This is a genomic window from Rhizobium sp. SVR5-2C, from assembly GCF_056755115.1.
The window spans coordinates 38,373-60,737 of record NZ_JBNDHT010000025.1 but is presented as its reverse complement, the minus strand read 5'-3'; the positions used below and the strand labels follow the sequence as shown (position 1 = coordinate 60,737).

Sequence of the window (22,365 nt, the reverse complement as noted above, 5' to 3'; positions counted from 1 at the left end):
TGTTTCCGGCGGCTGCGGAGCGGTCCTTTCCCAAAGCCCGTGGGAGCGGGGATCATCCAGCATCGGTCAGTCCATTCTGGGCAAATATGGCGGGCACTTTAGCGCCGCCGAGGGCATTGCGGAAGCGACATCAAGCGACGGTTTTCAATTGCAGCCCGGCAATGCCCAGCATGGTCATGGCGGCCTCGAGAGAGCCTGATTGAAGCTCGGCATAAAGTTCCAGCTCATCCTGCACGCTTGCACCCAGCGCGTCTTCGAAAGCCGCCCGGTTGGAGCGCATCGCATAGTTCTGCTGCTGGTCCGTGCCGAGGTTGGACTGAAAGATGCCCGCCGCGCTGACCGGCAGAAAATCTTCGTAGACGATGGGATCGGAGGTCAGGTAACCGGCAGCGATCAACGCCTCGACGTCGCTCGGCAGCTTGCCGCGAACGGCAGCCGCAAGACCTGCGGGCGCGGCGGAATAGCGGAAGAAGGCAAGACCTTCGCGGCGCATAGCGTCCCAACTGTCCGGCAGGGCCTTGAAGCGTTCGGCAAGCTCGTTGTCGTAGTCTGTTGCCTTGGCGCCTGCGGAGCCCACCTGCACCTCGCCGCGAACGGAAGCAAGCAACTGATCATAGCGCGCGCGGCCCTTCGCCGTCAGCGCAACGCCGCGCTGCTCGATTTCGCCGAAGCGGGCCGTATGCGTGCCCTGCTTCCTTCCCGTTTCATCGGCAAAGGCGATCGGCTCTTCCAGCGCCTTGAAGCTCGTCTGGCGCAGCAGGATGTCGTAGTCGCGGCGCGGCGGACCTTCGATCACGGCCTTCGGTGTGATGCCGCGTTCCGGCATGCGGCGCTGGACTTCATCGATGTCGAGCGTGCGCGGCGTCAGATGGTTGATATGCGGCCCCTTGAAGCTGACGACATCGGCAATCAAGCGATGCGCATCATGCAGGCGCTTGTAGGTTTCGGCGCTGACGGTCGCTTCACCGTGCCAGCGGAAGGTCTCGAGCGCCTGAGCCACGAATTCGATAGCTTCGGCCTCCGTCAGGCCACCGGCCTGCTCATGCCGCTCGATCAGTGCCAGGGCGCGCGGCGTATAGATCCGGCGCTTGGCCAGAATCGCCTCCGCTTCGGCGCGAAGCGCTTCGTCTTCGATCAGCTCCAGCCGCAGCAAAGAAGTGAAGACGCGGAACGGATTGACGCTCAGCGCCGCCTGATCGATCGGCCGGAAGCAGGTGGAATGCACCGGTACGCCCGCAACTGAAAGATCGTAATATCCAACCGCCTGCATGCCCATGACCGCGAAGAGACGGCGGATGGTGAAAAGCTCTTCCGCGGTGCCGAGTCGGATCGCGCCGTGGCGTTCGACATCGATGCGATCGAGTTCGCCTGCGCGGTTCAGACGCTTGCGCAATTCGGGGTTTGCTGCCAGCACCTCCCTGTTCACGTCCGCCACAAGCTCAATCAGCGTGCCGTATTGCGGCACCTCGGTGCGGTACATCTGCGACATCGCTTCGGTGAAAAGCGAACGGATGCGGTCGGTGGAAACGAAGGCGCTCGACATCAGGAACTCCGGGTCATTCCGCTTTGGCAGGATAATGTCCTTTACAAAGCCCTTCACACCATGAATATCGACCTTTTGGAAACAGATCATTCTAAAACGGAATGAACTATGCTGCCGTCCCGACGTTTTCTGCCGTCCATTTCATTGCTCGCAGCCTTCGAAGCCGTCGCTCGCACCGGTAGCGTAACGGCTGCCGCGCGCGAACTGGACCTGACGCAGAGCGCCGTCAGCCGCCAGATCAAGGCACTCGAGGAACAGCTCCATGTCGAGCTCTTCGTTCGCGAGCGGCAGACGGTGCGTCTGACGCTTGCTGGCGACAGCTATGCGCGTGAGATCCGCGAAGCCTTGCGCCGCATCTCCAGCGCATCGCTGAACCTGCGAGCGAACCCGCATGGCGGCACGTTGAACCTCGCGATCCTGCCGACCTTTGGGACCCGCTGGCTGGCACCGCGCCTCGGCCGCTTTCTGAGTCGGAACCCGGGCGTTACCATCAATCTTGTCACCCGGCTCTCCTCCTTCGATTTTCGGCTGGATTCCATCGACGCTGCAATCCATTTCGGTCATCCCCACTGGCCCGGCGCCGAGCTCACATTCCTCATGTCCGAAACGACGGTTCCCGCCTGCAGCCCGGATTTCCTGAAACAGCACGGCATCCTGAAAGCTGACGATCTGCTTGGTGTTCCGCTCCTGCATCTGACGACCCGTCCCGATGCCTGGGAGCGATGGTTTGCCGATAATGGCGTCGTCTTCCAGAGCGTGCACGGCATGCTCTTCGACCAGTTTGCCACAGCGGCACAGGCTGCGATCGCCGGTCTCGGCGTCGCACTGCTGCCGACGTTCCTCATTCAGGATGAGCTGAAGCGCGGCGACCTTGTCACGGCGACCGGCCTGGAAATGGAAAGCAGCGAACGTTACTATCTCGCCTATCCGCCTGAGCGGGCGGACTATGCGCCCCTTTCCGCCTTTCGCGACTGGATCGTCGCCGAAGCAAAAGCACAGTGAAGGAGCGCTTGCATCGGAAGAGCGCTTTCGCGCATTATGCGCACTATCAGAATTCGATGCAGGAAATTCCCATGAAGACGATCTTCGTCCAGCTCCAGTGCGCCCCCGGCAAGACCTACGAGGTCGCCGACGCCATCTATCAGACCGAACTGGTCTCGGAGCTTTATTCGACCAGCGGTGACTATGACCTGCTGCTCAAGGTCTACATTGAGGAAGGCCAGGATATCGGTAAGTTCATCAACGACAACATCGCCAATATACCCGGCATCGTGCGCTCGCTGACGACGTTGACCTTCAGGGCCTTTTGATCCGGTTAACCTTCTTCCGCAACAATTTGCTCTGCCTGCCTCGCGCGTATACCGCGCCTTAACGCCATCCACTATCTGGTCTAGGCGAGTTGCCGCCGTGCGGCCGGTAGGTGGAAGATGTCAGCAGTCGAAACAGAGACCGTCCCATTTGAGCGGCACGCGGATGCTGCGCCGCTGATCGTCCATGTCGTTCGCCAATTCCTGCCGAACCGTGGCGGTCTGGAGGATGTCGTCGCCAATCTCTGCCGGCAGTCGTTGAAGCGCGGCCTGCGGGTGCGTGTCGTCACCTGCGATTCGCTCTTTTCCGCGCCGGGCGAAAAGCTCGCCCCCCGCGAAATCGTCGAGGACATCGAGATCGTGCGCATTCCCTGGTCGGGTAGCACGCGATATCCCTTCGCCCCGCAGGTCTTCCGCCACGTCGCCGATGCCGATCTCGTCCATGTCCACGCTGTTGATTTCTTCTTCGACGCCCTCGCCTGGGGCAGGCTGCTGCACGGCCGGCCGATGGTCGCCACCACCCACGGCGGCTTCTTCCACACGCGCAAATTCGCAACCCTCAAGAAGATCTGGTTCCGCACGCTGACGCGCCTTTCAGCCGGCGCCTATCGCACCGTCGTCTGCTGCAGCGCCTCGGATCTGCGCCAGTTCGCCGAAATCGCGCCACAGCGCGTGCCGCTGATCGAAAACGGCGCCGATATCGGCAAATTCGCCGGCGCGGCAGCACGCGAACCCCTCCGGCGCATCGTCACGATCGGTCGCTTCTCGCTGAACAAGCGGCTCGATCGGCTTCTCGATGCGATCACAGCCCTAGAGGCGCGCGGCGGCGGCTGGCACCTCGATATCGTCGGCGCGCCGTCCGATCTTAGCGGCGCGGACCTCGAGCGCGAGATCGCGGCACGCGGCCTCGCCAAGGCCGTCACGCTGCACGTTTCGCCGGAAAACGCCGCGATCCGCGAGATCCTCTCCCACGCCTCGCTCTTCGCCTCCGCTTCGGAATACGAGGGCTTCGGCATCGTCGCGGTCGAAGCGATGAGCGCCGGCCTGCTGCCCGTCCTGAACGCCAACGAGGCTTTCGTCACGCTGGGCAAGCGGCACAGCATGCTGCGGATTGCGGATTTCTCTCGCCCTGAGGCGGCGGCGGAAGCGCTCGCCGACGCGCATGCGGCGCTGACGCAGGAGGCGGACGTGTTGCGCGCGCGCCTGATGCGCGAGGCTTCAGCCTATTCCTGGGAAACGGCGGCCGAGCGCTATTTCGAGGTCTATGCCGGCATCATCGCCCTGCCGGATCAGGCTCCGTCCCAGCGCGGCCAACTGCGGTAGCCCTCGGCGATGCCGGCAAGCCAGGCGCGCTTGTAGTCGGCCGCTGCCCGGTCACGGCGAAGAGCGGCAATAGTCCAGCCGGCGAGCGGCCGCGCCAGCCGCCACAGGACGTAAGGAAAGGGAAAACGGTGCTTGCGCAGAAGCGCCCCAAAGCCCCGCCCGTATTTACGCGCCCGCTCGATCTGCCGCGGTCCGATTTCCGCCGTCACCTGGTCGTGGTGGACGATGAGCTCCGGAAAATAGCCGAGCGTCTGCCCGGCGGCGATGGCGCGCAGCAGCAGGTCGGCCTCTTCTCCGCTCTGGAACGGCGAGGCCGCCCCCACACCCAGCGCTTCGTCGAAGCCGCCGATGGCGGCAAGCGCCTGCCGGCGCACGAAGATGCCGTTGGAATTGCCGCAGGAAAGGTAATTGCGCCGGGTAATCGTCACCGGCTGCTCGCCCGTCGGGCTGACGGAGGGCGCCCCGTCGGCATCGAGCGTCCGGCCGGTCACGATCGCAAGCCGCGCATCGGCGGCAAAGAGCGCCGCCGCCGTCTTCAACGTGCCGGACCGGTACCAGCAGTCGTCGTCGGGAAAGCAGACGATGTCGCCGGCCGCCGCGGCGATCCCGCGGTTGCGCGCCCGCGAAAGGCCGCGCGGCGAGCGGATGCGTCGGATCGCCAGCCGGCCGGCGAAGCCGTCAACGAGCGGGCCGAGCCGGTCGTCCTCGTTCTGGTCGACGAGGATCACCTCGAAGCGGCGCTCCTCCTGCCGCGTCAGCGATGAAAGCAGCCGCTCCAGCTGATCGAAACGATCCACCGTGCAGACGACGAGGCTGAACAAGCGATACCTCCGCAAATCGTGAAAGGCGCCGCGTAAGGCGACGTTAACCGCACTCTAAAGGCCAAATGTTAAGGGTTCAAAAATAGGCTGGGCGCCGTCGCGAAGCCGTCCGGGGGTTCGGCGCAAGGGGGAAAGCGTCTTCATGGCGAAGGGCATCATGGCGAATTCGGCACTCAACGCGGCGGCGGGGCTGTCGCTGCTCGCGACCGGTTTTGCCTGCTCCATCGTCGCCGCCCGCCTTCTCGGTCCGGAAGCGAGCGGTGCGATCGCCTTTTCGTTGTGGCTCGTGACGACGGGCGCGCTTGTCGCCGAGCTCGGGACCGGCGTCACTCTCCTGCGGCTTCTGCCGCAGCTCGCTGCCCAGGGCTACAGCCCGCTCCAGCGGCGCGGTTTTGCGGCCTTCCTCGTGCGGCCGACAATTCTCTCCACCATCCTGCTTCTTGTCGGCTACTGCCTGTTTTTCCGGGAGGCCGAGGATCTGCACTGGATCGACAGCGCCCCCGCCGTTGTTGCGGTCACCGGCGTCCTGTTTCTGTTTCAGTCGATTGGCGCATATACGAAGAACTATTTGATTGGCGAGCAGGATCTCACCCGGTTTTTCCGCCTCACGATGGTCAGTTCAGCAATACAGCTGGCCGTCGTTACGCTTGGCGCGATCTTCTTCGGTGTTAGCGGCGCCCTGGCTGGTTATGTGGCCGGCCAGCTGCCGATGTTCCTCTACACCCTGAGAATTGCCGCCGCTCCAAAGAACGCTTGCGGCATAAGCGTCGGTTATCTCGCAAGCTCGTCCCTGATGCTGTCGTTTGAATACATCAACAGCTCCATTTTCCTGAACCGCATCGAGCTTCTGTTCCTGCAGCGTTTTTGGGGTATCGAGGCGGTTGGCTTTTACGCGGTTGGCCTGACGCTTGCGAATCTGGCGCTTCAGCTTCCCGTCCAGCTAAGCGGCAGCCTTCTCCCGTATTACTCGGAGCGGATTCATTCGAACGCCGGCGGTAAGCTGCCGGTGAGCGTATTCGAAGGCGTTGTGCGCGGCATTTCCTACATCACCCTTCCGATGAGCTTCGGGCTTGCCGCGATTTCCGAACCGCTGATCGTGGCTGTCTTCGGTGAGCCCTTCAGGCCCGCGGGCGGCACCGTCGCGCTGCTGGCATTGACTGCGACACCCTATGTCTTCATGCAGATTTGCACTCAATACCTTTATTCGGTCGACCGTATCCGCGAGAGGCTGATGATCGGCGGCTTTGCAAGCGCGCTGATGGTAGCCGGCTGCTTCGTCCTTGTGCCTACGTATGGCGGGGAAGGGGCAGCTCTCGTTCGCTTGGTCGCCTTTTCGCTGATGTGCCTGCTGATGATGCGGCGAATGGATCTCGACGGTTCGATGCGCGGAATGTTCATCAACGTCTTGCGGGTCGCGGCTGCTTCCGCGGTGTGCGCCGCCGTCGCCTATCTGATCGTCGATCATGTCGGCGGCACAACTGGTCTTATTCTCGCAATTGCTTTTGCCGTTCTTGTATATGTCGCCGCGCTCAGGCTGCTGAACGCGGTGCCGAAAGAAGATATTATTATTATGGAACAACTTTCTGGCCGTTTGCCAAGACTCGTGCACCCCTTGGTCCTGCAGGCTCTCGCCCTGCTGACACCACGGCGAGCTTGAGAAGAGATATATGACGATGAATTTCAATGCGCAAAATCCCTCCAATACCCACCTTGCCGTGTCCGCAGCCGAGCCGGTGACCTTTGCCGGCACGATCGGCCTTTACACTCCTGCCAGACAGGCCGCCCGCAAGGCCACCGCCGTTCTCTTCGTCAGCCCTTGGGGTTTCGAGGAGATGTGCACCCGCAAGTTTTTCCGCATCCTGGCGGAAGGGTTTGCCGAAGCAGGGGTCGCGAGCCTGCGGTTCGACTATGCGGGAACCGGCGATGCACTGGATGTGACGGACCATAGCCGCGGCATGGCCGTGTGGCTCGAAACGGCAGAGCAGGCCGCGGCCCAGCTGAAATCACTTTCCGGCTGCGACAGTATCATTCTTGTAAGCCAGGGCCTCGGCAGCGCGGTCGCCCTCGAGCTCGCACAAAGGCTCGGCGGCGTCGAGGGCGTTGCATTGATGGCTCCGGCGATCTCGGGCCGGCTCTATCTGCGTGAGCTCTCGGTTTGGTCGAAGATGATCGATGACGGAATGGGCGTTCCCGAGAGCCAGCGCGAAACGCAGGGGGTATCGATTGCCGGCCTTCGCATGCCGGAGGAGATCGCGGCCGAGGTTCGAAAGCTCAACCTCATGAACCTCGCGAAGGTGGAGGCCGCGAACTGCCTCGTGCTCACGCGCCCGAACCGTTCGGCCGACGAGGATTTTGCCGCTCATATAATAGGGCTGCAGCCGGCCACGCGGGAAGCCGTCTATCGTGGCTATGACGAACTCGTCTTCAATCCGACGATCGCAACGATGCCCGTCGAGACCGGTGATGCTCTTGTTGAATGGGTTGAATCGATCTCCAAGCCGATTGCCGGCGCGTCGAAGCTAATGCAGCGCTCGGCCCCAGTGCCGCTGGCGACCGCCGAATTCCGCGAGACGCCACTGCGCTTCGGCAAGGCCAACGAACTCTACGGCATCCTGTGCGAGCCTACGGCTCCGCGGCGCGGTGCAACAGCAATCATCCTGACGACCGCTTACGACCGGACTGCGGGCTGGGGCCGCACCTCCGTGAAAATGGCGCGCGAACTTGCCCGCGATGGCATCCCCTCGCTGCGCTTCGACAACGCGAACGTTGCCGATAGTCCTCCCTCTCCCGGTGCGCCGGAGCAGGTGCTTTATTTCAAGGGCCAGAACGATGAAATCACTGCGGCTCTTGATCTTCTGGAATCATGCAAACTGCTGCCCGCTGTGCTCGTCGGCCGTTGCAGCGGCGGCTATCTCGCTTTCCAGGCAAGCCTTTCGGACAAACGCTCCCGTGGTCTCGTTGCCGCCAACCCCTATGTCCTTCACTGGGACGGCAGCCTCACGGTCGATGCGTCGCTCCGCCACGTGCCGCGTTCGCTCGAAACATATGGCCAGAAATTGCTGCAGCTTGATACCTTGAGGCGGTTGCTGCGCGGCGACATCGACGGCCCACGGGCAATCAAGAATTTCACGACGTCTGTCGTACGGCGGGCGATCCGTCACAGCCGCCCCCTCTTGGATTTCTTGCCTTTCCGCTCCCCAGAGAGGAATGCGATTCTCGAGCTTTTCCAGTCCCTGAAAGCCCGCAAGGTCGATGTATCGCTGATCTATACTGCCCGTGATACCGGACTTGAGCAGTTCAATGATCACTTTGGCAAGGAAGGCTCGCATCTGAAGCGCTACAGCAACGTTCGGCTGAGCATCATACCGGAAGCCGATCATAATCTCACCCAAGCGCACGCACAGACCTTCTACCTGCAGGAAGTCCGCTCCGTGTCGCTGAAGGTCGGTACACGCCAGATGGCGCCGAAAGAGGAACGCGGCCGCGCTGTCATATCGCGAAAATACGCGAACTCCCCAACGTCCTGATTTCACCGGATGGTGCCTCACCATCCGCTGCACTCGCAAGCGCATGCAATCTGACGCGCTTGACCATGCCTGGCGCTAGGTGAAACCAGTCATCGGCGGCGCGATAGTGCGGCACATCGAGGTGCACGGACTGCGCAAAATGATCGGCCTGCAGTTCGAGTATCCAATGTCCGCCCTCCTCCACCGCCCTCGCCTCGACGGTCGCGTCATGAACCTCCTTCGATCGTCCGAGCGGAAAGTGAAAGGCTTCGGCAAGCAGGCCGTCGGCGGAGCGCAGCCGTGCCACGGTCACGTCATGCGACGGCGGACCGAAACGAAAAGCGTAGGTCGTATCGAAGAAAGCGCCGAAGAGATCGGTTGCCGGAATCCTTTCGTTCGACCTCGGCGCAAGGTTCATCGCTCGGCTGCCACCGACAGCCCTCTGCTTGCCGTCCCGCAGGCAGACGACTTCGAGCTCGACCTCCACAGTTTCGCGGGTTTCATTGATGACATGGACGTCGAGGCCGTTCGTGCCCTCATCGATCAACAGCACCTGGACCGGACGGAAGGCTCGGCGCATGGCATACCACACCGGCTTGGGCTCTCCGGTGGAATCGATGACGCCCCAACCGGCTCCGGGCAGCAGATCCTGCAGCGTCCAGACAAGCGCGCCGTTGCAGCTGGAAGCCCGGCGCCGCCATTCGGCGAAAGTCTCCGTCAGCACCTCGCCTGTGACGGCCCGGGACAGATCGAGATAGCCCTCCGGATTTTCGCGGCGCAACGCTGCCGGATCGGCGTCGTAAAGTTCCTTCAGGTAGAAATCACGGACATCCTCGAAATCCCAGGACGCGCCGCGGTCTCGCGGAATACGGGATTTCCATAGCGGACTATGGACTGCCGGAACATCCAGATGCCGTTGCAGCGTCTTCTGTTGCGGCACATGCGCGAAAGCAAGGCTTTCGGCGGCAAAGCGGATATCGGCACGTCGCGCATCTTCCAGCGGACGCATATAGGCGCCGACGCCGTAATAATGCGTCACACCGGCATTCGGCGAGAACGGCATCGGGCCACCACAGGGCGAATTCGGCACGTAAGGCACGTCCGGTCGCATGCGCCCCGCGATCGCCGGGATGACGTCCTCCGTGAGCGGCCCATTCCAGAATTCCCGCGGCAATCCAAGCATCGCCGCCTGCTGGTAGATCTCGCTGCCGCCACAAAGGACCGCCAAAGACGGGCAAGCCTGGACGCCATGAAGAAACTGCTCGACTTCCGCATGGACATGGCTGGTGAACACCTTGTCGTTTCGCGGATAGTCGAAATTCGCGAACATGAAGTCCTGCCACACGAGGATGCCGAGTTCGTCGCAAAGCTCGAAGAACTCAGGCGTTTCGTATGTCATCGTCCCGCCGATGCGGATCATGTTCATGCCGGCGTCGGCGGCGAGACGCAGGAAGGGTTCGTAGTCCGCCCGCCTGCCGGGCAGGCGCACGATATCAGCCGTCGTCCAGACCGCACCTCGGCAGAAGACGGGCTCGCCATTCACCAGAAGGCCGAAACCCTCGCCATCGGCACCCCGATCGATTTCTATACACCGGAAGCCGGTCTTTCCGAGCGGATACTCAACGCCGTCTGAAACAAGCGTCACCTCGTACAGATGCGGAATGCCATGCGTATGCGGCCACCACGGCTGAACTTCCGGCAACTTGATGATCGCCGAATAGTGGTTGTCACCGACTTTCTCGAAGCCCTGCTCGACCCCGCCGCAGCAAAGCAGCATCACCGGGTCTTCCGCATCCGTGTGCAGCGAAACGCTGAGGCGGCCAATTCCGCTCTCTTCCAGCACCGCCCGGATCGAAACATTGTCGATCGAAACCGCGTTGCGGCGGACGAGCGTAATCGGCCTCCATGGACCGACGGCATGAATTTCCGGGCACCAGCCGGGCATATGGCCGAGCAGCGTCGTGCGGAAATTCTTGAGGCCTTGTGGCGTGATCATCTGCGGACGCCAGCGAGCGCGAGCGCCAGAATCGGCCAGATGAGGACCGAGCGCGCGGAAGCAAAGGGCCAGATCGTCGCCGCCTGCCAGCGTAACCGGGATTTCATGGGCGGTGAACATGCTCTCGGAAGAGAGGATTTCCTGACCATTCAGAAAAACATGGCAGAGCGTCGCAAGCCCATCGAAACGAAGGATGGCATCACCGGGCTCGGCGTCGAAGAGCCTGCAGACGTACCAGGCATCTTTCGTCTCCAGAGGTTCGGGATTTTCGCGATCAAAGAGACCGGCGCGCTCCAGCGCTTCGGCCACGGTTCCCGGAACCGGCGCGGCAATGAACTGGGAAGACGGCGGAATGTCGCGCGGAGTTGCGCACGCCCCGGGTTCTGTCAGAACCAAATTCCAGCCTTCGGTGAGCGGGGCCTCTTCCGCGCCCACGCTCGCCAATCGCCCCCGCATGCTCAAGCCCCCGGTATCAAAGCCGCTCGGAAATCGAAGCCATCATGGAATCCCATGCATCCGCCGCGGGATCAAGTGCCGTCTGCAACGGCTCGAACTTTCTGCGCGTCACGGCGCGAGCCAGTTGGAACTGCACAGACTTCGCCACTTCGGAAATCCGCCGCGCATCTTCCTCCGCTCCGCTGAACCTCCCCGGCGCGAGCCATGCAAGATGATCCGCGGCCAGCTCGAAATTGGCGCCGAACTGGCGCAGCGTGTTGAAGGCATACTTGTGGAAGAAGCCGAAGGGCCGCTCGGCGATAGCCTCCACCTGCTGCGGAAACTGCTTGGCGAAAGCACGGATCGGATTTTCAGCCGGCCGGCGTGAAAAATGCACTTTGAAAAGCCGGTCCGATACCTCGCGGATATACTTCTCGCCAGCAAACCTCTCCGGAAATTTCGCGAATTCGGTATAGGGCAGGAAAGGCGGATTTTCGTCGGTCAGATGCAGCTGAAAGAGTCCGTCGAAATCCTCGCCTTCGAGCGCGAAGAAGCCGGCGTTGTGGAAATACTCGACCCGCTTTCCGGCAACATCGAGCCGGTTGATCGCAACCGTCGTCTTGCCGTGCTCGCTACGATACGCCGTGCCCTGCGTGTCGGGCATATAAAACGAGTCCATCTCGATCAGGCAGAGACGGCCGCGCGCGATCTGGGTTTCGACGTGACGCTCAACGCGATCGAAGATCGCAAGTTCGCTGACGCGAATGCCGTAAAGCGCCTCGAGGTCCTCGAGCGGCACCTTGAAGAAGGTGAACTGATCACCTTCAAAATCCTGCGTCAGCGTAAAGCCCAGCATCGCTTCGGGCGGCAGCCCGAGCGTGTTCAGGACTTCGATCCAGAGATCGACATAGCAGTTGGTTTCAGGCCACATGCGCTCGCTGGAATGGAGCGCATGCTGGCGGTAGCCATCGGGACGGATGGCCGGGAAGACGGATGACATCGAACGGCTCAGCCCCAGAGCGCCTGGCGGACGCTGGCCGGCCATTCCTTCACGTCGAGGCCATGGTGGTGGAAGAGCGCAAGCGCGATGCGTTCGAGGCCGAAACCGACGCAGGCCGTATGCGCGACGCTGCCGTCTTCGAGATTGAGACCCCACTTCTGGCCGAAGGAATCCTGATGATAGTTGAAGCTCATGCAGGCGGTCGGCTTGGCCGTCGAGGTGATCGGGATCAAGAGTTCGAACTTCAGGTTCTGGTCGCGCTGGTTGTTGACCATCATCTTGCCTGCGCGGCCGAAGAACGGATCGTTGGCGACATCGATGATGACCTCAAGGCCGACCTGCTTCATCATCTCCACGCCGCGGTCCATCCAGCGCTGGCGAAATTCGGTGACGTGGCCTTCCGTGCCCATGCAGACATATTCGCGCATGCGGAAAAGCTGCTGGCGGGCCGGGTCTTTCGAGGGCTCATGGCGGAAGCAATAGGATTGCAGGTCGTAGAGACCGCCCTTGGCCGGCAGGTTGCCGCGCTTGGCGATCGTCGGATAAAGCGGATAGCAGGCCGCCGGCGTCAGCACGATTTCCGTCGCTTCCTGGCCCTTCGTCCAGTCGTCTCCGACTTCCATGCACTGCAGCAGGCTCATGTGATCGAGTTCGCTGCCGCAGAAGCTGTGCACCGTACCCGCGAGCTGCGGGAAGCTCTTCATGTAGCCGCTCTTTTCAAAAATCGCGCGGTTCATGCCGGGCGGGAAACGCATGGCTTCCGCGCCATCGGCGCCGCCGAATTTATCGATCAGGCGCTCGAAGGCGGTGATCACGTCTTCGAACTGGCCGCTGCGGCCGTAGAGGCCGTCAACACCGGTATCAATCAGCAGGCCGGATTCGAAAAGCCGGTCCAGAAACGAGGTCTGCATATCCATGTGAGTCACCCCAGTAGGCTAGTGTCCTGCTTGTGGACGAGAAGCATGCTCGACGTGTTGCCGAGAATGCGGTCATTCGAGATCATCAGCTGCGCGGAATGGGCATCGCGCAGATGGCGGCCGACGCTGAAGGGCGTGCCATTCTTGTAGCCCATGATGCCGCAGATCAGCATGACGTGGTTGACGATCTCCAGGATCGTTTCCGACGAGGCGATCTTCACGTTGTTCATGGCGACGGCAAAGCCCATCGACGATAGCTTGTCGGGATCGGCCTTGGCGTCTTCATAGGCCTTGAGGCCGGCAACGACGTTCGACTTCACCATCTGCAGCAGGTTGGAAACTTCCGCGAGACGAAGCGCGCCCGGCGGCGGAGCGCCCGGAGATTTGCGCGCCGCGGCGCGGACGAAAGCCTGCGCGCGAGAGACGGCATCGACAGCAATGCCATACCAGACCCCGCTCCAGAGGAGATGCGATGAAGCAAGCATCGACTGCGCCGCGATTTCCGCAAAAGGCTTCGGCAGGATCTGAACAGTAGGCGCCTCGCCCTTGAACAGGAAGCCATCGGAGCCGGTGCCGCGCATGCCGAGCGTATTCCAGACATGCGTGCGCTCGAGCGTGTACTGGTCCTTGAGGAAGGCGGTCAAAACCTGATCCGAGGATGCGGCCTCCGGATGGCTGCGCGACGTGATCAGGATCGCGTCGGCATGCGAGCCGTAGGAAATGACCGTCGCGTCCTTTTCGAGGCGGCAGGTGTCACCGTCGACTTCGATGGCGCAGATGCTGTTGCGCAGATTGCCGCCGATACCACCTTCGGTCGTCGCAGACGCGATCAGCAACTGCTCGGCAGCGATACGTTGCATGAAGCTCGCGTGCCACGCGCTCTCGACCCCGTGCTCGACGAGGCTTGAAAGCTTGATGTGATGCATGGCGAATACCATGGCGCTCGCGGCGCAGGCCTGGCCAAGAATGGAGCAGAGTTCGGCGATTTCCGTTGTCGTCGCACCCTCGCCGTCCAGGTGGCGGGGAACCTGAATGCCGAGCAAGCGTTCGGCCTTCATCGCATCGACCGCTTCGCGCGGGAAACGGCCTTCGGCATCGACGATATCGGCGTATTTGGCCGCAATCTCGGCGACGCGCACGGCTCTCGCCGCGAAGCTTTCTTCCTTGATCTTGACCTGGAAGTTCATCACGCGACCTTCCGGCTATCCTTGATCAGATCGACCGTCTTTTCGATGGCGGAGATGCTGGCAAAGGATTTGCGGTTCAGGAGATTGTCGGGAAATTCGATATCGAAGGCTTCTTCGATGGCGAGCATGAGCTGCACAGAGGCAAAGGAAGTAAGACCGGCCGCGTAAAGATCGGCATCGTCGGCAACCTGGTCGATGGAAACAGGAAGCTTGCCAAATTTGGCTAGCAGTTCGCGGATTGTCTTGTTCATCCTTAAAACCTCCAAGATTGTCATGATCCCGAGCCGGCGAGGACTCGCCTTCATCATGGGCATTCTCTTAGGCCGGAAAACAAAACATTCCGCTAATTGGTCTGGTTAAATATGAGGAAGATTCGCGCTTAAAATTGTAGAAAGCACTCGGCAGCGATGGCTTTTATTTATTCCCCCACAGACACTTAGCTTTAGCTCTTGCCGTAGACGACGAGATTCCGTTGCGAGCTGAAAGTACGGAAATGATACGTTTCCGCCTCGAATCTTGCTATTCGGCGGGCGGATAGACATGCTCTCCGCCGGTGTAATCCAACACCGAAAAGCAGCCGTCCGCCGTCTTGCGGATAGAACTCTCTCCGATCACTGCCTTCCCGTAACCACCCGGGATGTCGAGGATATAGGTTGGCTGGCAGAGGCCGGAGATACGGCCGCGCAGCGAAGCAACGATCTTCTGGCCCTCTTCAATCGTCAGCCGGAAATGGTTGGTGCCGGGTGCCAGGTCGGGATGATGCAAATAGTAAGGCTTGATGCGCGTCTCGACAAAGGCCTTCATCAAATCCGCAAGAACGGCTGGATCGTCGTTGACGCCCTTCAGAAGCACGGACTGACTGATCATGACGATTCCGGCATCGACCAGCCGTCCGCAGGTTGCGCGTGCCTCGCTCGTCATCTCGCGCGGATGGTTGGCATGGAGGGCTATATACGTCGTCTTGCCGCTCGCTTTCAGCGATGCGATCAAGGCCGCATCGATCCTCTGCGGATCGACGACGGGCACGCGCGTGTGGAAGCGGACGATCTTCACATGATCGATGGCCGCGAGCTCACGCATGATCTCTTCGAGGCGGCGGGGCGAAAGGATCAGCGGATCGCCGCCGGTGAGGATGACTTCCCATATTTCGGAGTGGCTGCGAATGTACTCGAAAGCCGCCGTCATTGCAGCCGGACCCAGCGTGCCGAGCCCCTGGGGGCCAACCATCTCCCGCCTGAAGCAGAAGCGGCAATAGACCGGGCACACATGCACGGCCTTCAGGAGCACGCGGTCCGGATAGCGATGCACGATGCCTTCCACCGGACTATGTGCGCGATCTCCGATCGGGTCGGCGCGTTCTTCAGGTGTCATGGCAAGTTCGGCGGCATCCGGAACGAACTGGCGCGCTATCGGGTCGGCCGGATCGCCGCGATCGATCAGCTTGGCAACGGCTGGCGTCAGGCCGATCGCATATCGGGCGGCGACCTCTTCCAGGGCCAACCGGTCGCGCTCGGCGATCAACCCGGCATTCGTCAGGTCATCGACGCTTTTGATCGGCCGGACGATATTCATCGGCCATACTCCGCGACAGGCGCCCAGAGCACTTGATCGATGCGCGACGCGCCTGTGGCGAGCATCACCAGCCGGTCGAAGCCCAGCGCGATGCCGCTGGCTTCCGGCATAATCGAAAGCGCCTCAAGGAAATCCTCGTCGATCGGGTAACGCTCGCCGTAGATGCGCGCTTTCTCGGCCATCTCGATTTCGAAGCGACGGCGCTGCTCGGTTGCATTCGTCAGTTCGCCGAAGCCGTTCGCCAGCTCGACACCGCAGGCGTAAAGCTCGAAACGCTCGGCAACGCGTGGATCGCGCGCCGAAGGACGGGCGAGCGCCGCTTCGGATACCGGATACTCGTCGAGAATGGTCGCGCGGCCGAAGCCGAGATGCGGTTCTATCTTTTCGACGAGCACGCGGCTGAAGAGGTCTGCCCAGGCATCGTCGGCCGAAACGCGCATGCCGTTCCGCCGCAGTTCGGAAGCCAGATGCTCCCGATCCGTCGACCCGTCGGCGGCGACCGACGCAAGCAGATCGATGCCCGCATGGCGCTCGAACGCCTCGGCGACGGTGATACGCTCGGGCCCGGCGAAGGGGTTGGCTTCGGTGCCCCGGTAGGTCAGCTTCGGCGTCTTGGCGGTCTCGGCGGCAAGCGCCAGAAGCCGCATGCAATCCATCATCAATGTTTCGTAGCTTTCGCGGGCGCGATACCATTCCAGCATCGTGAATTCGGGATGATGAAGCGGGCCGCGCTCACGGTTTCGATAGACGTGTGCGAAGCAAGCGATGCGTTCTTCGCCAGCGGAAAGCAGCTTCTTGCAGGCAAATTCCGGCGATGTGTGCAGGTAGAAAGGGGCCGCCTGCCCGTCCGTCGTCAGAGCCTGCGTCGCAAAAGCGTGGAGGTGCGCCTCATTACCCGGCGAAACCTGCAGCGTCGCCGTATCGACCTCGATGAAATCCTCGCCTGTGAAGTAGCCGCGTACCGCCGCCTGGATCGCATTGCGCCCGATCAGGAAAGGACGGCGATCCGCATGGACGCCGGGTGTCCACCAGTGAGACGCTTTGCCGCTCGTCAGGTTCATTCAAAGCTTTCTTCGCCGTATCGGTCAACGCGGGGGTGGCGTTTTGCCGGATTTTAGGATAGTTGCGCCCCAACGAAAAACAAATTTGCGTCTCCCGGGGATACTTCGGCAGATCCTCTACGACGCCGAATGCCGAGTTACAAGGAAGTCTTATGGTCAAGGTCATCGCCTCCTCCGTCCGCAAGGGCAACGTTCTCGACGTGGACGGCAAGCTCTACGTCGTTCTCACCGCACAGAACTTTCACCCGGGCAAGGGCACGCCGGTCACTCAGGTCGACATGCGCCGCATCGTTGACGGCGTGAAGGTTTCCGAACGCTGGCGCACGACCGAACAGGTCGAGCGTGCGTTCGTCGAAGACGTGAATTTCCAGTTCCTTTATGAAGACGGCGAAGGCTTTCACTTCATGAACCCGGCAACCTACGACCAGGTCGTCGTCGATGTCGACACCATGGGCGACCAGAAGGCCTACCTCCAGGAAGGCATGACCTGCATTCTGTCGATCCACGAAGGCATTCCGCTGGCGCTCGAACTGCCGCGCCATGTCACGCTCGAAATTGTCGAGACCGAGCCGGTCGTCAAGGGCCAGACGGCTTCCTCTTCTTACAAGCCGGCGATCCTTTCGAACGGCGTACGCACTCTGGTGCCGCCGCACATCGACGCAGGCACGCGCGTCGTCATCGCCACCGAAGACAACTCCTACGTCGAACGCGCAAAGAACTGATCGCATCGGTTTTTTAGAAATTCGGACGGCCTGAAGCACCTGCTTCGGGCCGTTTTCGTTTGACGGCGGAATTCCGCGAATAACCGGTTGACCCGGCCCTTGGGACCGCCCCGATAAGGATGCGGTCAACGAACAAAGAGGTGATTCGTGAGTTACTCCGCACAGTTCCTAAGCCCGTCCGAAGCTGCCGGCAGGCTCGGCATCTCCCAAAAGGCCCTGCGCCTTTACGAACAGCGCGGCCTGATCGTGCCCGTCCGCACATCGTCGGGATGGCGCACTTATGGTCCCGCCGAGATGGTACGCGCCGCCGAAATCGTAGCCCTGCGCGCCCTCGGCCTCAGCCTGTCGCAGATCGGACGCGTTCTGAAGGGCGATCCGCAATCGCTGGGGCCAGCCCTTGCCGCCCATCAGGCGACACTCGAAAACCGCATCGTCGAACTCGCCGGAGCCGTCGACAAGATCCGCGCGTTGCGCGCCGACATCACCATCGGCCGCATGCCGAATGCAGGTGAGCTAGTCCGCCTGATGCAGCCGGCACCTGCCATCGGTGTCACGTTCCACCTGCCCTGGCCCTGGGGCGGCGAGGAATTCGAGCTGCGCGAGATCCGGCCTCTGACCTTCATCACCGGCCCGCTTGGTAGCGGCAAGACCCGCCTCGCCCAGGCAATCGCGGAAAACCTACCCGATGCCCGTTTCCTCGGTCTCGACCGCCTGCAGGACGAAGCCGCAGAAGCGCACGCCCGGCTGGACGCCGATGCCGCGATCAAGGAACAAGTCGAGGAGATACTGCAATGGCTTGCAGAAGATGGAGCGACGATATCCTCCGCACTAATAGCGCTCGTCGTCGCGCTGCAGTCCACCTCGACCATCCATGTCATCGATCTGGTGGAGCAGGGTCTGGAGCAGGCCTCCCAGGAAGCGGTGATCGCCTGGCTGCGCCGCCGCAGCGCCGAGGCAAAACCGCTTTTCCTGATGACCCGTTCTTCGGTGATCCTTGATCTGAACGCGATGGGGCCGAAAGAGGCGATCATCCTCTGCCCGCCCAATCACAGCCCGCCGTTCTTCGTCGCGCCCTATCCGGGAACGCCGGGCTATGAGGTCGTCGCCTCCTGTCTCGCCCCGCCCGAGGTGCGCGCCCGTACCGAGGGCATGATCGCCTGGCGTCCGCAGGTCGCCTGATATGAAAGGCCGGCAAACGCCGGCCTGTTCTCTCAGAGGTGAGGATTGCGCGGCCGGTACTTCTTGACGAGCCGTTGATTGACCTCGGCCGCGCCCGGCATATTGGCGCTCAGATAGATGGGCGCATCTCCGGACTTCGAAAGCTCCGATGCCACTTCCGCGAAGATCGCATTCAAAACGGTCACGCCGACGGCCGTAGAAACAGGCCCGACCTTGATGTCCGTGCCCGCGAGAGCAAGAACCGCATCGCCCGGCGGCAAGCCGTTGTCCAGCACGATATCGGCGATCTCCGCGAGTCGTCGCCGCCCGTTGGCAATTGCGCCTGAGTAGGCGACGGAGGTGATGGCGATCACCTTCGCCCCGATCTCACGTGCGTAATCCGCAGCCTCGATCGGCGCGGCGTTCACGCCCGAGTTCGAAGCAATGACGACGACGTCGCCCGGCTGCACGCCGTAACGCTCCAGCACGGGCCGCACGAGGCCCTGAGTGCGCTCGTAGACCGAGCTGATGACTGCCCCCTCATGCAGCATCGCAGAGCCGACGAGAATGGGCACCGTGAAGGCGAGCCCGCCGGCCCGATAGTGCATCTCTTCTGCCAGCATGTGCGAATGGCCGGTTCCGAACACGTAAACGCGTTTGTCATTGCGCGCTGCATCGAGGATTGCCGCGGCCGCCTGCCGCATCGGATCTTCGAGCGTGGACTTCAGTTGCCCGAGCCGCTCGATCAGGTTGGTAAAATATGCGTCGGTGATCGCCGTCATCGCTATTTCTTCTCCCCGCTGATCCAGGCCGCCGTGACTTCGATCTTGTCGGTCAGGTGGACGAGATCGGCGCGGTATCCCGGCGATAGCTGGCCGTACCCTTCAAGACGCAGGAAGCGCGCCGGATAAAGCGTCGCCATGCGCAGGGCTTCGGCAAGCGTCAGGTCCAGATAGGCGACACAATAGCGGATACTGGAAGCCATATCGACGTCCGAGCCGGCAAGCGTTCCATCGGCCAGCACCACCTTGGAGCAGAAGCTGCCGCTTTCGCGATGAACGGTCCGGCCGTTCAACGTAAAACTGTCCTTGTCGGATCCGACGAGCGACATCGCATCGCTGACGAGGAAGAGCTTGCCTTCGCCGCGCTTGGCACGCAGTGCCGTACGCAACGCCTTCGGATCGACATGATGGCCGTCGGCAATGATCCCGCACCACGTCGACGGATGATCGATCGCAGCGCCGACCAGGCCGGGAGCGCGATGGCCCATCTGGCTCATGGCGTTGAAGAGATGGGTGACGCCCCGGGCACCGGCATCGAACCGCTCTTCGGCCTGTTCGCTGGTGCAGTCCGAATGGCCGATGCTGACGATGACCCCGGCTTCGGCCAGTTCGCGAACCTGCGCGGCGGTCACCTGCTCGGCGGCCATCGTTACGAGCAGCGTTCCGATCTCTTCCCGGGCCCGAATGAAGGCTTTGACGTCCTTGTCTTCGACGGGACGCATCAGCTCGGCCAGATGGGCGCCTTTGCGCGCCGGTGCGAGATGCGGACCTTCCAGATGAAGACCGGCGACGCCGCGGTTTGTCTTGACCGCGTCCTTCGCGGCCTCGATCGCCGCTGCCGTCGCATCTGCCGTGTCGGTGATCAGTGTCGGCAGCAGCGCTGTCGTGCCGTAGCGACGATGTCCGTCGGCGATGATGTACATCGATTCCGGCGAAGGCTCGTCGTTCAGCATCCGCCCGCCACCGCCATTCACCTGCGCATCGATGAAACCGGCGGATAGCACGCCGCCGTCAAGCAAGATTGTTTCACCTTCGGGCAGTTGGCCGCGCGATACGATTGCCTCCACGCGGCCATCGGCCACGATCAGCGCTTTCTCGTCGTGAAACCTCTCGCCGTCAAAAATCCGGGCGCCGGTGAAAATCTTGCGGGACATCAGATGGTCTCCGTGACCTTGAGCAGGTTCGCCGGCCTGTCGGGATCAAAGCCTTTGCGGCGCGTTACCGACTCGATCAAGCGATAGTAGACGAGAAGCGAAACCAGCGGATCGAGCAAACCATTGCCCGTCGTCGGCATGCGCAGATTGATGCCGGGAAGCGGCTGCGCCGAGAACGGCACCGTGGTTGCGCCGAGCTTCTGCAGCCGTTCCAGCGCCTGAACGTTGTTGGCATAAGCGGCATCGTCCGGCGCGAAGGCCACGATGGGAAAACCCGGCTGGACGAGGCGCATAGGGCCATGCATCAGCTCGGCCAGCGAGAAGGCTTCGGCGTGAAGACCGGATGTTTCCTTGGCCTTCAAGGCAGCCTCGAGCGCGATCGCGAATGCGGGACCGCGGCCCGCCGTATAGAGCGAGGTCGCGTTGAAGAGCACGTCTTCAGCGGCTGAAGTATCAATACCTGCGGTCGCCGACAGTGACTCAGGCAGCCTCTCCAGCGATGCCTGCAGATCGGCCGTGCCGGCGATTGCAGCCGTCACACCGGCGAGCGCCGCTGCAGAGGCAATGAAGGACTTCGTTGCGGCAACACTCTTTTCTGCGCCCGCATTCAGCCCCAACACGATGTCGGCCTGCTTGGCAAGAGGACTGTCGGTGACGTTGACGACGGCGATTGTCGTCGCCCCACCTCGTTTTGCAGCGTCTTGAAGGGCGACGATATCCGGGCTGGCCCCGGATTGCGAAACCGTGAAATGGACGCCGCCCTTCAGATGCAGGGGCGCGCCATAGACGGATGCGATCGACGGGCCGATGGAGGCCACGGGAACGCCGCAGGTGATCTCGAAAAGGTATTTGAAGAAGGTCGCGGCGTGGTCGGAAGAGCCGCGTGCGGCGGTCATAACAACGCTCGGCCTTGCCGAGGAGAAGAGCTTGGCGATTTCGGCAAAGACCGGCTTCTCCTTCTGCAGCATCGTCGCGACGACGTCCGGCGACTGGCCCGACTCCTGCAGCATCAGCGACTGGTTCTCACTCATAGGTCATCTCCAATTCTCAATTCGGCGACGAAATCATAAGCATCGCCACGATAGTGCGAGCGGGTGTACTCAACGACGCGCTGGTCTTCCAGGCGCGAAATCCGTTCGATCAAAAGCGCCGGTGCACCGGTCTTCACGTTCAGCATCGAGGCCGAGGAAGGATCGAGTGTAACAGCCGTCAGCCGTTGCAGCGCGCGCACCGGCTTGTGACCGCTTGCGGCCAGCGCATCGTAAAGCGATCCCTCGTCACCGGCATTGTCGTCCAGGAACTTGACCGGCACAACCGCCCTCTCGATCGCCAATGGCTGACCATCCGCGAGTCTGAGACGATCGAGACGAAGAACAGGCTCCTCCTGTGCGAGTCCGAGCAGGAAAGCTTCTTCCGGCGACGGCGAAGTGATCGCACGCGACAGTATCCTTGCCGCCGGCGAGCGCCCGCGCGAGCGCATATCGGCGGAGAAGGAGGAAAGACGCCAGAGCGGTTGCTCCATGCGTTCTACCTTGCTCGAAACGAACGTACCGCTGCCATGGCGAGATTCCAGCGTGCCGGAACTCATCAGATCACGATAGGCGGTTCGCACCGTCACGCGCCCGAGCTTGAGGGCTTCGGCAAGATCGCGCTCGCCGGGAAGGGCGGCACCCGGTTTAAGAAGGCCTTCCTGGATAAGACCGGTCAGCGCCAGGGCTAGCCGCTTGTAAAGCGGGCCTGCCATCGCTTCGTCGTGCAGACCGCGGGCATTGAGCTCCGTCACCAGACTGGTTCTATCCATAGGTCGGCAATAGAACCTATTTAGAACCAATTTTCAAGGTAATTCCAAACCTGGAAAGCAAAAAACCCTCGTGACAAGCA

General features: G+C 61.8%; 20 protein-coding genes. 7 read left to right on the top strand and 13 right to left on the bottom strand.

Annotated elements, in window-relative coordinates:
• Positions 1-130: 130 nt before the first annotated feature.
• A complete protein-coding gene (gene hglS / locus ACPYOI_RS09995) occupies positions 131-1,543 on the bottom strand; it encodes a 2-oxoadipate dioxygenase/decarboxylase HglS (RefSeq protein WP_481418456.1) in 1,413 nt (470 codons plus the stop codon).
• A 108-nt stretch (positions 1,544-1,651) separates the two neighbouring features.
• On the opposite strand from hglS, the gene ACPYOI_RS09990 reads away from it, so the two are divergent.
• The 3 genes from ACPYOI_RS09990 (at position 1,652) to ACPYOI_RS09980 (ending at position 4,173) form a co-directional block, all read left to right on the top strand.
• The gene (locus ACPYOI_RS09990) at positions 1,652-2,545 is read left to right on the top strand and encodes a LysR family transcriptional regulator (protein WP_481418455.1); all 894 of its coding nucleotides are present in this window, start codon (positions 1,652-1,654) and stop codon (positions 2,543-2,545) included.
• Positions 2,546-2,616: 71 nt separating this feature from the next.
• Positions 2,617-2,853, top strand: a complete 237-nt coding sequence (locus ACPYOI_RS09985; RefSeq protein WP_168831741.1) for an Lrp/AsnC ligand binding domain-containing protein — start codon at positions 2,617-2,619, stop codon at positions 2,851-2,853.
• A 117-nt stretch (positions 2,854-2,970) separates the two neighbouring features.
• Positions 2,971-4,173, top strand: coding sequence for a glycosyltransferase family 4 protein (locus ACPYOI_RS09980; RefSeq protein ID WP_481422840.1), 1,203 nt, complete (start codon positions 2,971-2,973; stop codon positions 4,171-4,173).
• On the opposite strand, the gene ACPYOI_RS09975 is transcribed toward ACPYOI_RS09980, so the two are convergent.
• The gene (locus ACPYOI_RS09975) at positions 4,140-4,994 is read right to left on the bottom strand and encodes a glycosyltransferase family 2 protein (protein ID WP_481422839.1); all 855 of its coding nucleotides are present in this window, start codon (positions 4,992-4,994) and stop codon (positions 4,140-4,142) included. The two genes, ACPYOI_RS09980 and ACPYOI_RS09975, sit on opposite strands and share 34 nt — an antisense overlap.
• Before the next feature lie 142 nt (positions 4,995-5,136).
• On the opposite strand from ACPYOI_RS09975, the gene ACPYOI_RS09970 reads away from it, so the two are divergent.
• On the top strand, positions 5,137-6,651 hold the full coding sequence (locus ACPYOI_RS09970) for a lipopolysaccharide biosynthesis protein (protein WP_481418452.1): 1,515 nt from the start codon (positions 5,137-5,139) through the stop codon (positions 6,649-6,651).
• Positions 6,652-6,661: 10 nt separating this feature from the next.
• Positions 6,662-8,521, top strand: coding sequence for a serine aminopeptidase domain-containing protein (locus tag ACPYOI_RS09965; protein ID WP_481418451.1), 1,860 nt, complete (start codon positions 6,662-6,664; stop codon positions 8,519-8,521).
• Here the strand turns inward: ACPYOI_RS09965 and ACPYOI_RS09960 are convergent.
• From ACPYOI_RS09960 to epmA, 7 genes are all read right to left on the bottom strand, one after another.
• Complete coding sequence (locus tag ACPYOI_RS09960; RefSeq protein ID WP_481422838.1) at positions 8,484-10,952, bottom strand: beta-mannosidase; 2,469 nt, start codon at positions 10,950-10,952, stop codon at positions 8,484-8,486. The genes ACPYOI_RS09965 and ACPYOI_RS09960 overlap by 38 nt on opposite strands.
• A gap of 16 nt (positions 10,953-10,968) precedes the next feature.
• Entirely contained in the window at positions 10,969-11,949 is a 981-nt protein-coding gene (locus tag ACPYOI_RS09955; protein WP_481418467.1) for a DUF1839 family protein, read from the bottom strand.
• Positions 11,940-12,848 carry an amino acid--[acyl-carrier-protein] ligase gene (locus tag ACPYOI_RS09950; protein ID WP_481418449.1) on the bottom strand — a complete coding sequence of 303 codons (909 nt, stop codon included), beginning with the start codon at positions 12,846-12,848 and terminating at the stop codon, positions 11,940-11,942. The genes ACPYOI_RS09955 and ACPYOI_RS09950 overlap by 10 nt, the downstream gene beginning before the upstream one ends.
• Before the next feature lie 5 nt (positions 12,849-12,853).
• Positions 12,854-14,035 carry an acyl-CoA dehydrogenase family protein gene (locus ACPYOI_RS09945; RefSeq protein WP_481418448.1) on the bottom strand — a complete coding sequence of 394 codons (1,182 nt, stop codon included), beginning with the start codon at positions 14,033-14,035 and terminating at the stop codon, positions 12,854-12,856.
• Entirely contained in the window at positions 14,035-14,286 is a 252-nt protein-coding gene (locus tag ACPYOI_RS09940) for an acyl carrier protein (RefSeq protein ID WP_481418447.1), read from the bottom strand. Before ACPYOI_RS09940 ends, ACPYOI_RS09945 begins: the two co-directional genes overlap by 1 nt.
• Positions 14,287-14,554: 268 nt before the next feature.
• Entirely contained in the window at positions 14,555-15,607 is a 1,053-nt protein-coding gene (locus tag ACPYOI_RS09935; protein ID WP_481418446.1) for a lysine-2,3-aminomutase-like protein, read from the bottom strand.
• Positions 15,604-16,668: an EF-P lysine aminoacylase EpmA gene (gene epmA / locus ACPYOI_RS09930; protein WP_481422837.1), complete on the bottom strand. Its 1,065-nt coding sequence runs from the start codon at positions 16,666-16,668 to the stop codon at positions 15,604-15,606. Before epmA ends, ACPYOI_RS09935 begins: the two co-directional genes overlap by 4 nt.
• 152 nt (positions 16,669-16,820) lie before the next feature.
• On the opposite strand from epmA, the gene efp reads away from it, so the two are divergent.
• Both efp and ACPYOI_RS09920 read left to right on the top strand, forming a co-directional pair.
• Positions 16,821-17,390, top strand: coding sequence for an elongation factor P (efp, locus tag ACPYOI_RS09925; RefSeq protein WP_168831752.1), 570 nt, complete (start codon positions 16,821-16,823; stop codon positions 17,388-17,390).
• 147 nt (positions 17,391-17,537) lie between these two features.
• The gene (locus tag ACPYOI_RS09920; protein WP_481422836.1) at positions 17,538-18,569 is read left to right on the top strand and encodes a MerR family transcriptional regulator; all 1,032 of its coding nucleotides are present in this window, start codon (positions 17,538-17,540) and stop codon (positions 18,567-18,569) included.
• A gap of 32 nt (positions 18,570-18,601) precedes the next feature.
• On the opposite strand, the gene ACPYOI_RS09915 is transcribed toward ACPYOI_RS09920, so the two are convergent.
• The 4 genes from ACPYOI_RS09915 to ACPYOI_RS09900 are packed head-to-tail and all read right to left on the bottom strand — an operon-like array spanning position 18,602 to position 22,285.
• Positions 18,602-19,330: an SIS domain-containing protein gene (locus ACPYOI_RS09915; RefSeq protein ID WP_481418443.1), complete on the bottom strand. Its 729-nt coding sequence runs from the start codon at positions 19,328-19,330 to the stop codon at positions 18,602-18,604.
• A gap of 2 nt (positions 19,331-19,332) precedes the next feature.
• On the bottom strand, positions 19,333-20,484 hold the full coding sequence (gene nagA / locus ACPYOI_RS09910; protein ID WP_481418442.1) for an N-acetylglucosamine-6-phosphate deacetylase: 1,152 nt from the start codon (positions 20,482-20,484) through the stop codon (positions 19,333-19,335).
• Positions 20,484-21,515 (bottom strand): SIS domain-containing protein, encoded by a 1,032-nt coding sequence (locus ACPYOI_RS09905; RefSeq protein ID WP_481418441.1) that lies wholly within the window; start codon positions 21,513-21,515, stop codon positions 20,484-20,486. The genes nagA and ACPYOI_RS09905 overlap by 1 nt, the downstream gene beginning before the upstream one ends.
• On the bottom strand, positions 21,512-22,285 hold the full coding sequence (locus tag ACPYOI_RS09900; protein ID WP_481418440.1) for a GntR family transcriptional regulator: 774 nt from the start codon (positions 22,283-22,285) through the stop codon (positions 21,512-21,514). The genes ACPYOI_RS09905 and ACPYOI_RS09900 overlap by 4 nt, the downstream gene beginning before the upstream one ends.
• Between the last annotated feature and the right edge of the window lie 80 nt (positions 22,286-22,365).

Bases quoted from the DNA above. Each gene is read 5' to 3' on its own strand.
- ACPYOI_RS09970 (WP_481418452.1), top strand. From the start codon at position 5,137: ATGGCGAAGGGCATCATGGCGAATTCGGCACTCAACGCGGCGGCGGGG.
- ACPYOI_RS09960 (WP_481422838.1), bottom strand. From the start codon at position 10,952: ATGCGGGGGCGATTGGCGAGCGTGGGCGCGGAAGAGGCCCCGCTCACC.
- hglS (WP_481418456.1), bottom strand. From the start codon at position 1,543: ATGTCGAGCGCCTTCGTTTCCACCGACCGCATCCGTTCGCTTTTCACC.
- ACPYOI_RS09940 (WP_481418447.1), bottom strand. From the start codon at position 14,286: ATGAACAAGACAATCCGCGAACTGCTAGCCAAATTTGGCAAGCTTCCT.
- ACPYOI_RS09935 (WP_481418446.1), bottom strand. From the start codon at position 15,607: ATGAATATCGTCCGGCCGATCAAAAGCGTCGATGACCTGACGAATGCC.
- nagA (WP_481418442.1), bottom strand. From the start codon at position 20,484: ATGTCCCGCAAGATTTTCACCGGCGCCCGGATTTTTGACGGCGAGAGG.
- ACPYOI_RS09965 (WP_481418451.1), top strand. From the start codon at position 6,662: ATGACGATGAATTTCAATGCGCAAAATCCCTCCAATACCCACCTTGCC.
- ACPYOI_RS09985 (WP_168831741.1), top strand. From the start codon at position 2,617: ATGAAGACGATCTTCGTCCAGCTCCAGTGCGCCCCCGGCAAGACCTAC.
- ACPYOI_RS09915 (WP_481418443.1), bottom strand. From the start codon at position 19,330: ATGACGGCGATCACCGACGCATATTTTACCAACCTGATCGAGCGGCTC.
- ACPYOI_RS09905 (WP_481418441.1), bottom strand. From the start codon at position 21,515: ATGAGTGAGAACCAGTCGCTGATGCTGCAGGAGTCGGGCCAGTCGCCG.
- ACPYOI_RS09990 (WP_481418455.1), top strand. From the start codon at position 1,652: ATGCTGCCGTCCCGACGTTTTCTGCCGTCCATTTCATTGCTCGCAGCC.
- epmA (WP_481422837.1), bottom strand. From the start codon at position 16,668: ATGAACCTGACGAGCGGCAAAGCGTCTCACTGGTGGACACCCGGCGTC.
- ACPYOI_RS09980 (WP_481422840.1), top strand. From the start codon at position 2,971: ATGTCAGCAGTCGAAACAGAGACCGTCCCATTTGAGCGGCACGCGGAT.
- efp (WP_168831752.1), top strand. From the start codon at position 16,821: ATGGTCAAGGTCATCGCCTCCTCCGTCCGCAAGGGCAACGTTCTCGAC.
- ACPYOI_RS09950 (WP_481418449.1), bottom strand. From the start codon at position 12,848: ATGGATATGCAGACCTCGTTTCTGGACCGGCTTTTCGAATCCGGCCTG.
- ACPYOI_RS09900 (WP_481418440.1), bottom strand. From the start codon at position 22,285: ATGGATAGAACCAGTCTGGTGACGGAGCTCAATGCCCGCGGTCTGCAC.
- ACPYOI_RS09945 (WP_481418448.1), bottom strand. From the start codon at position 14,035: ATGAACTTCCAGGTCAAGATCAAGGAAGAAAGCTTCGCGGCGAGAGCC.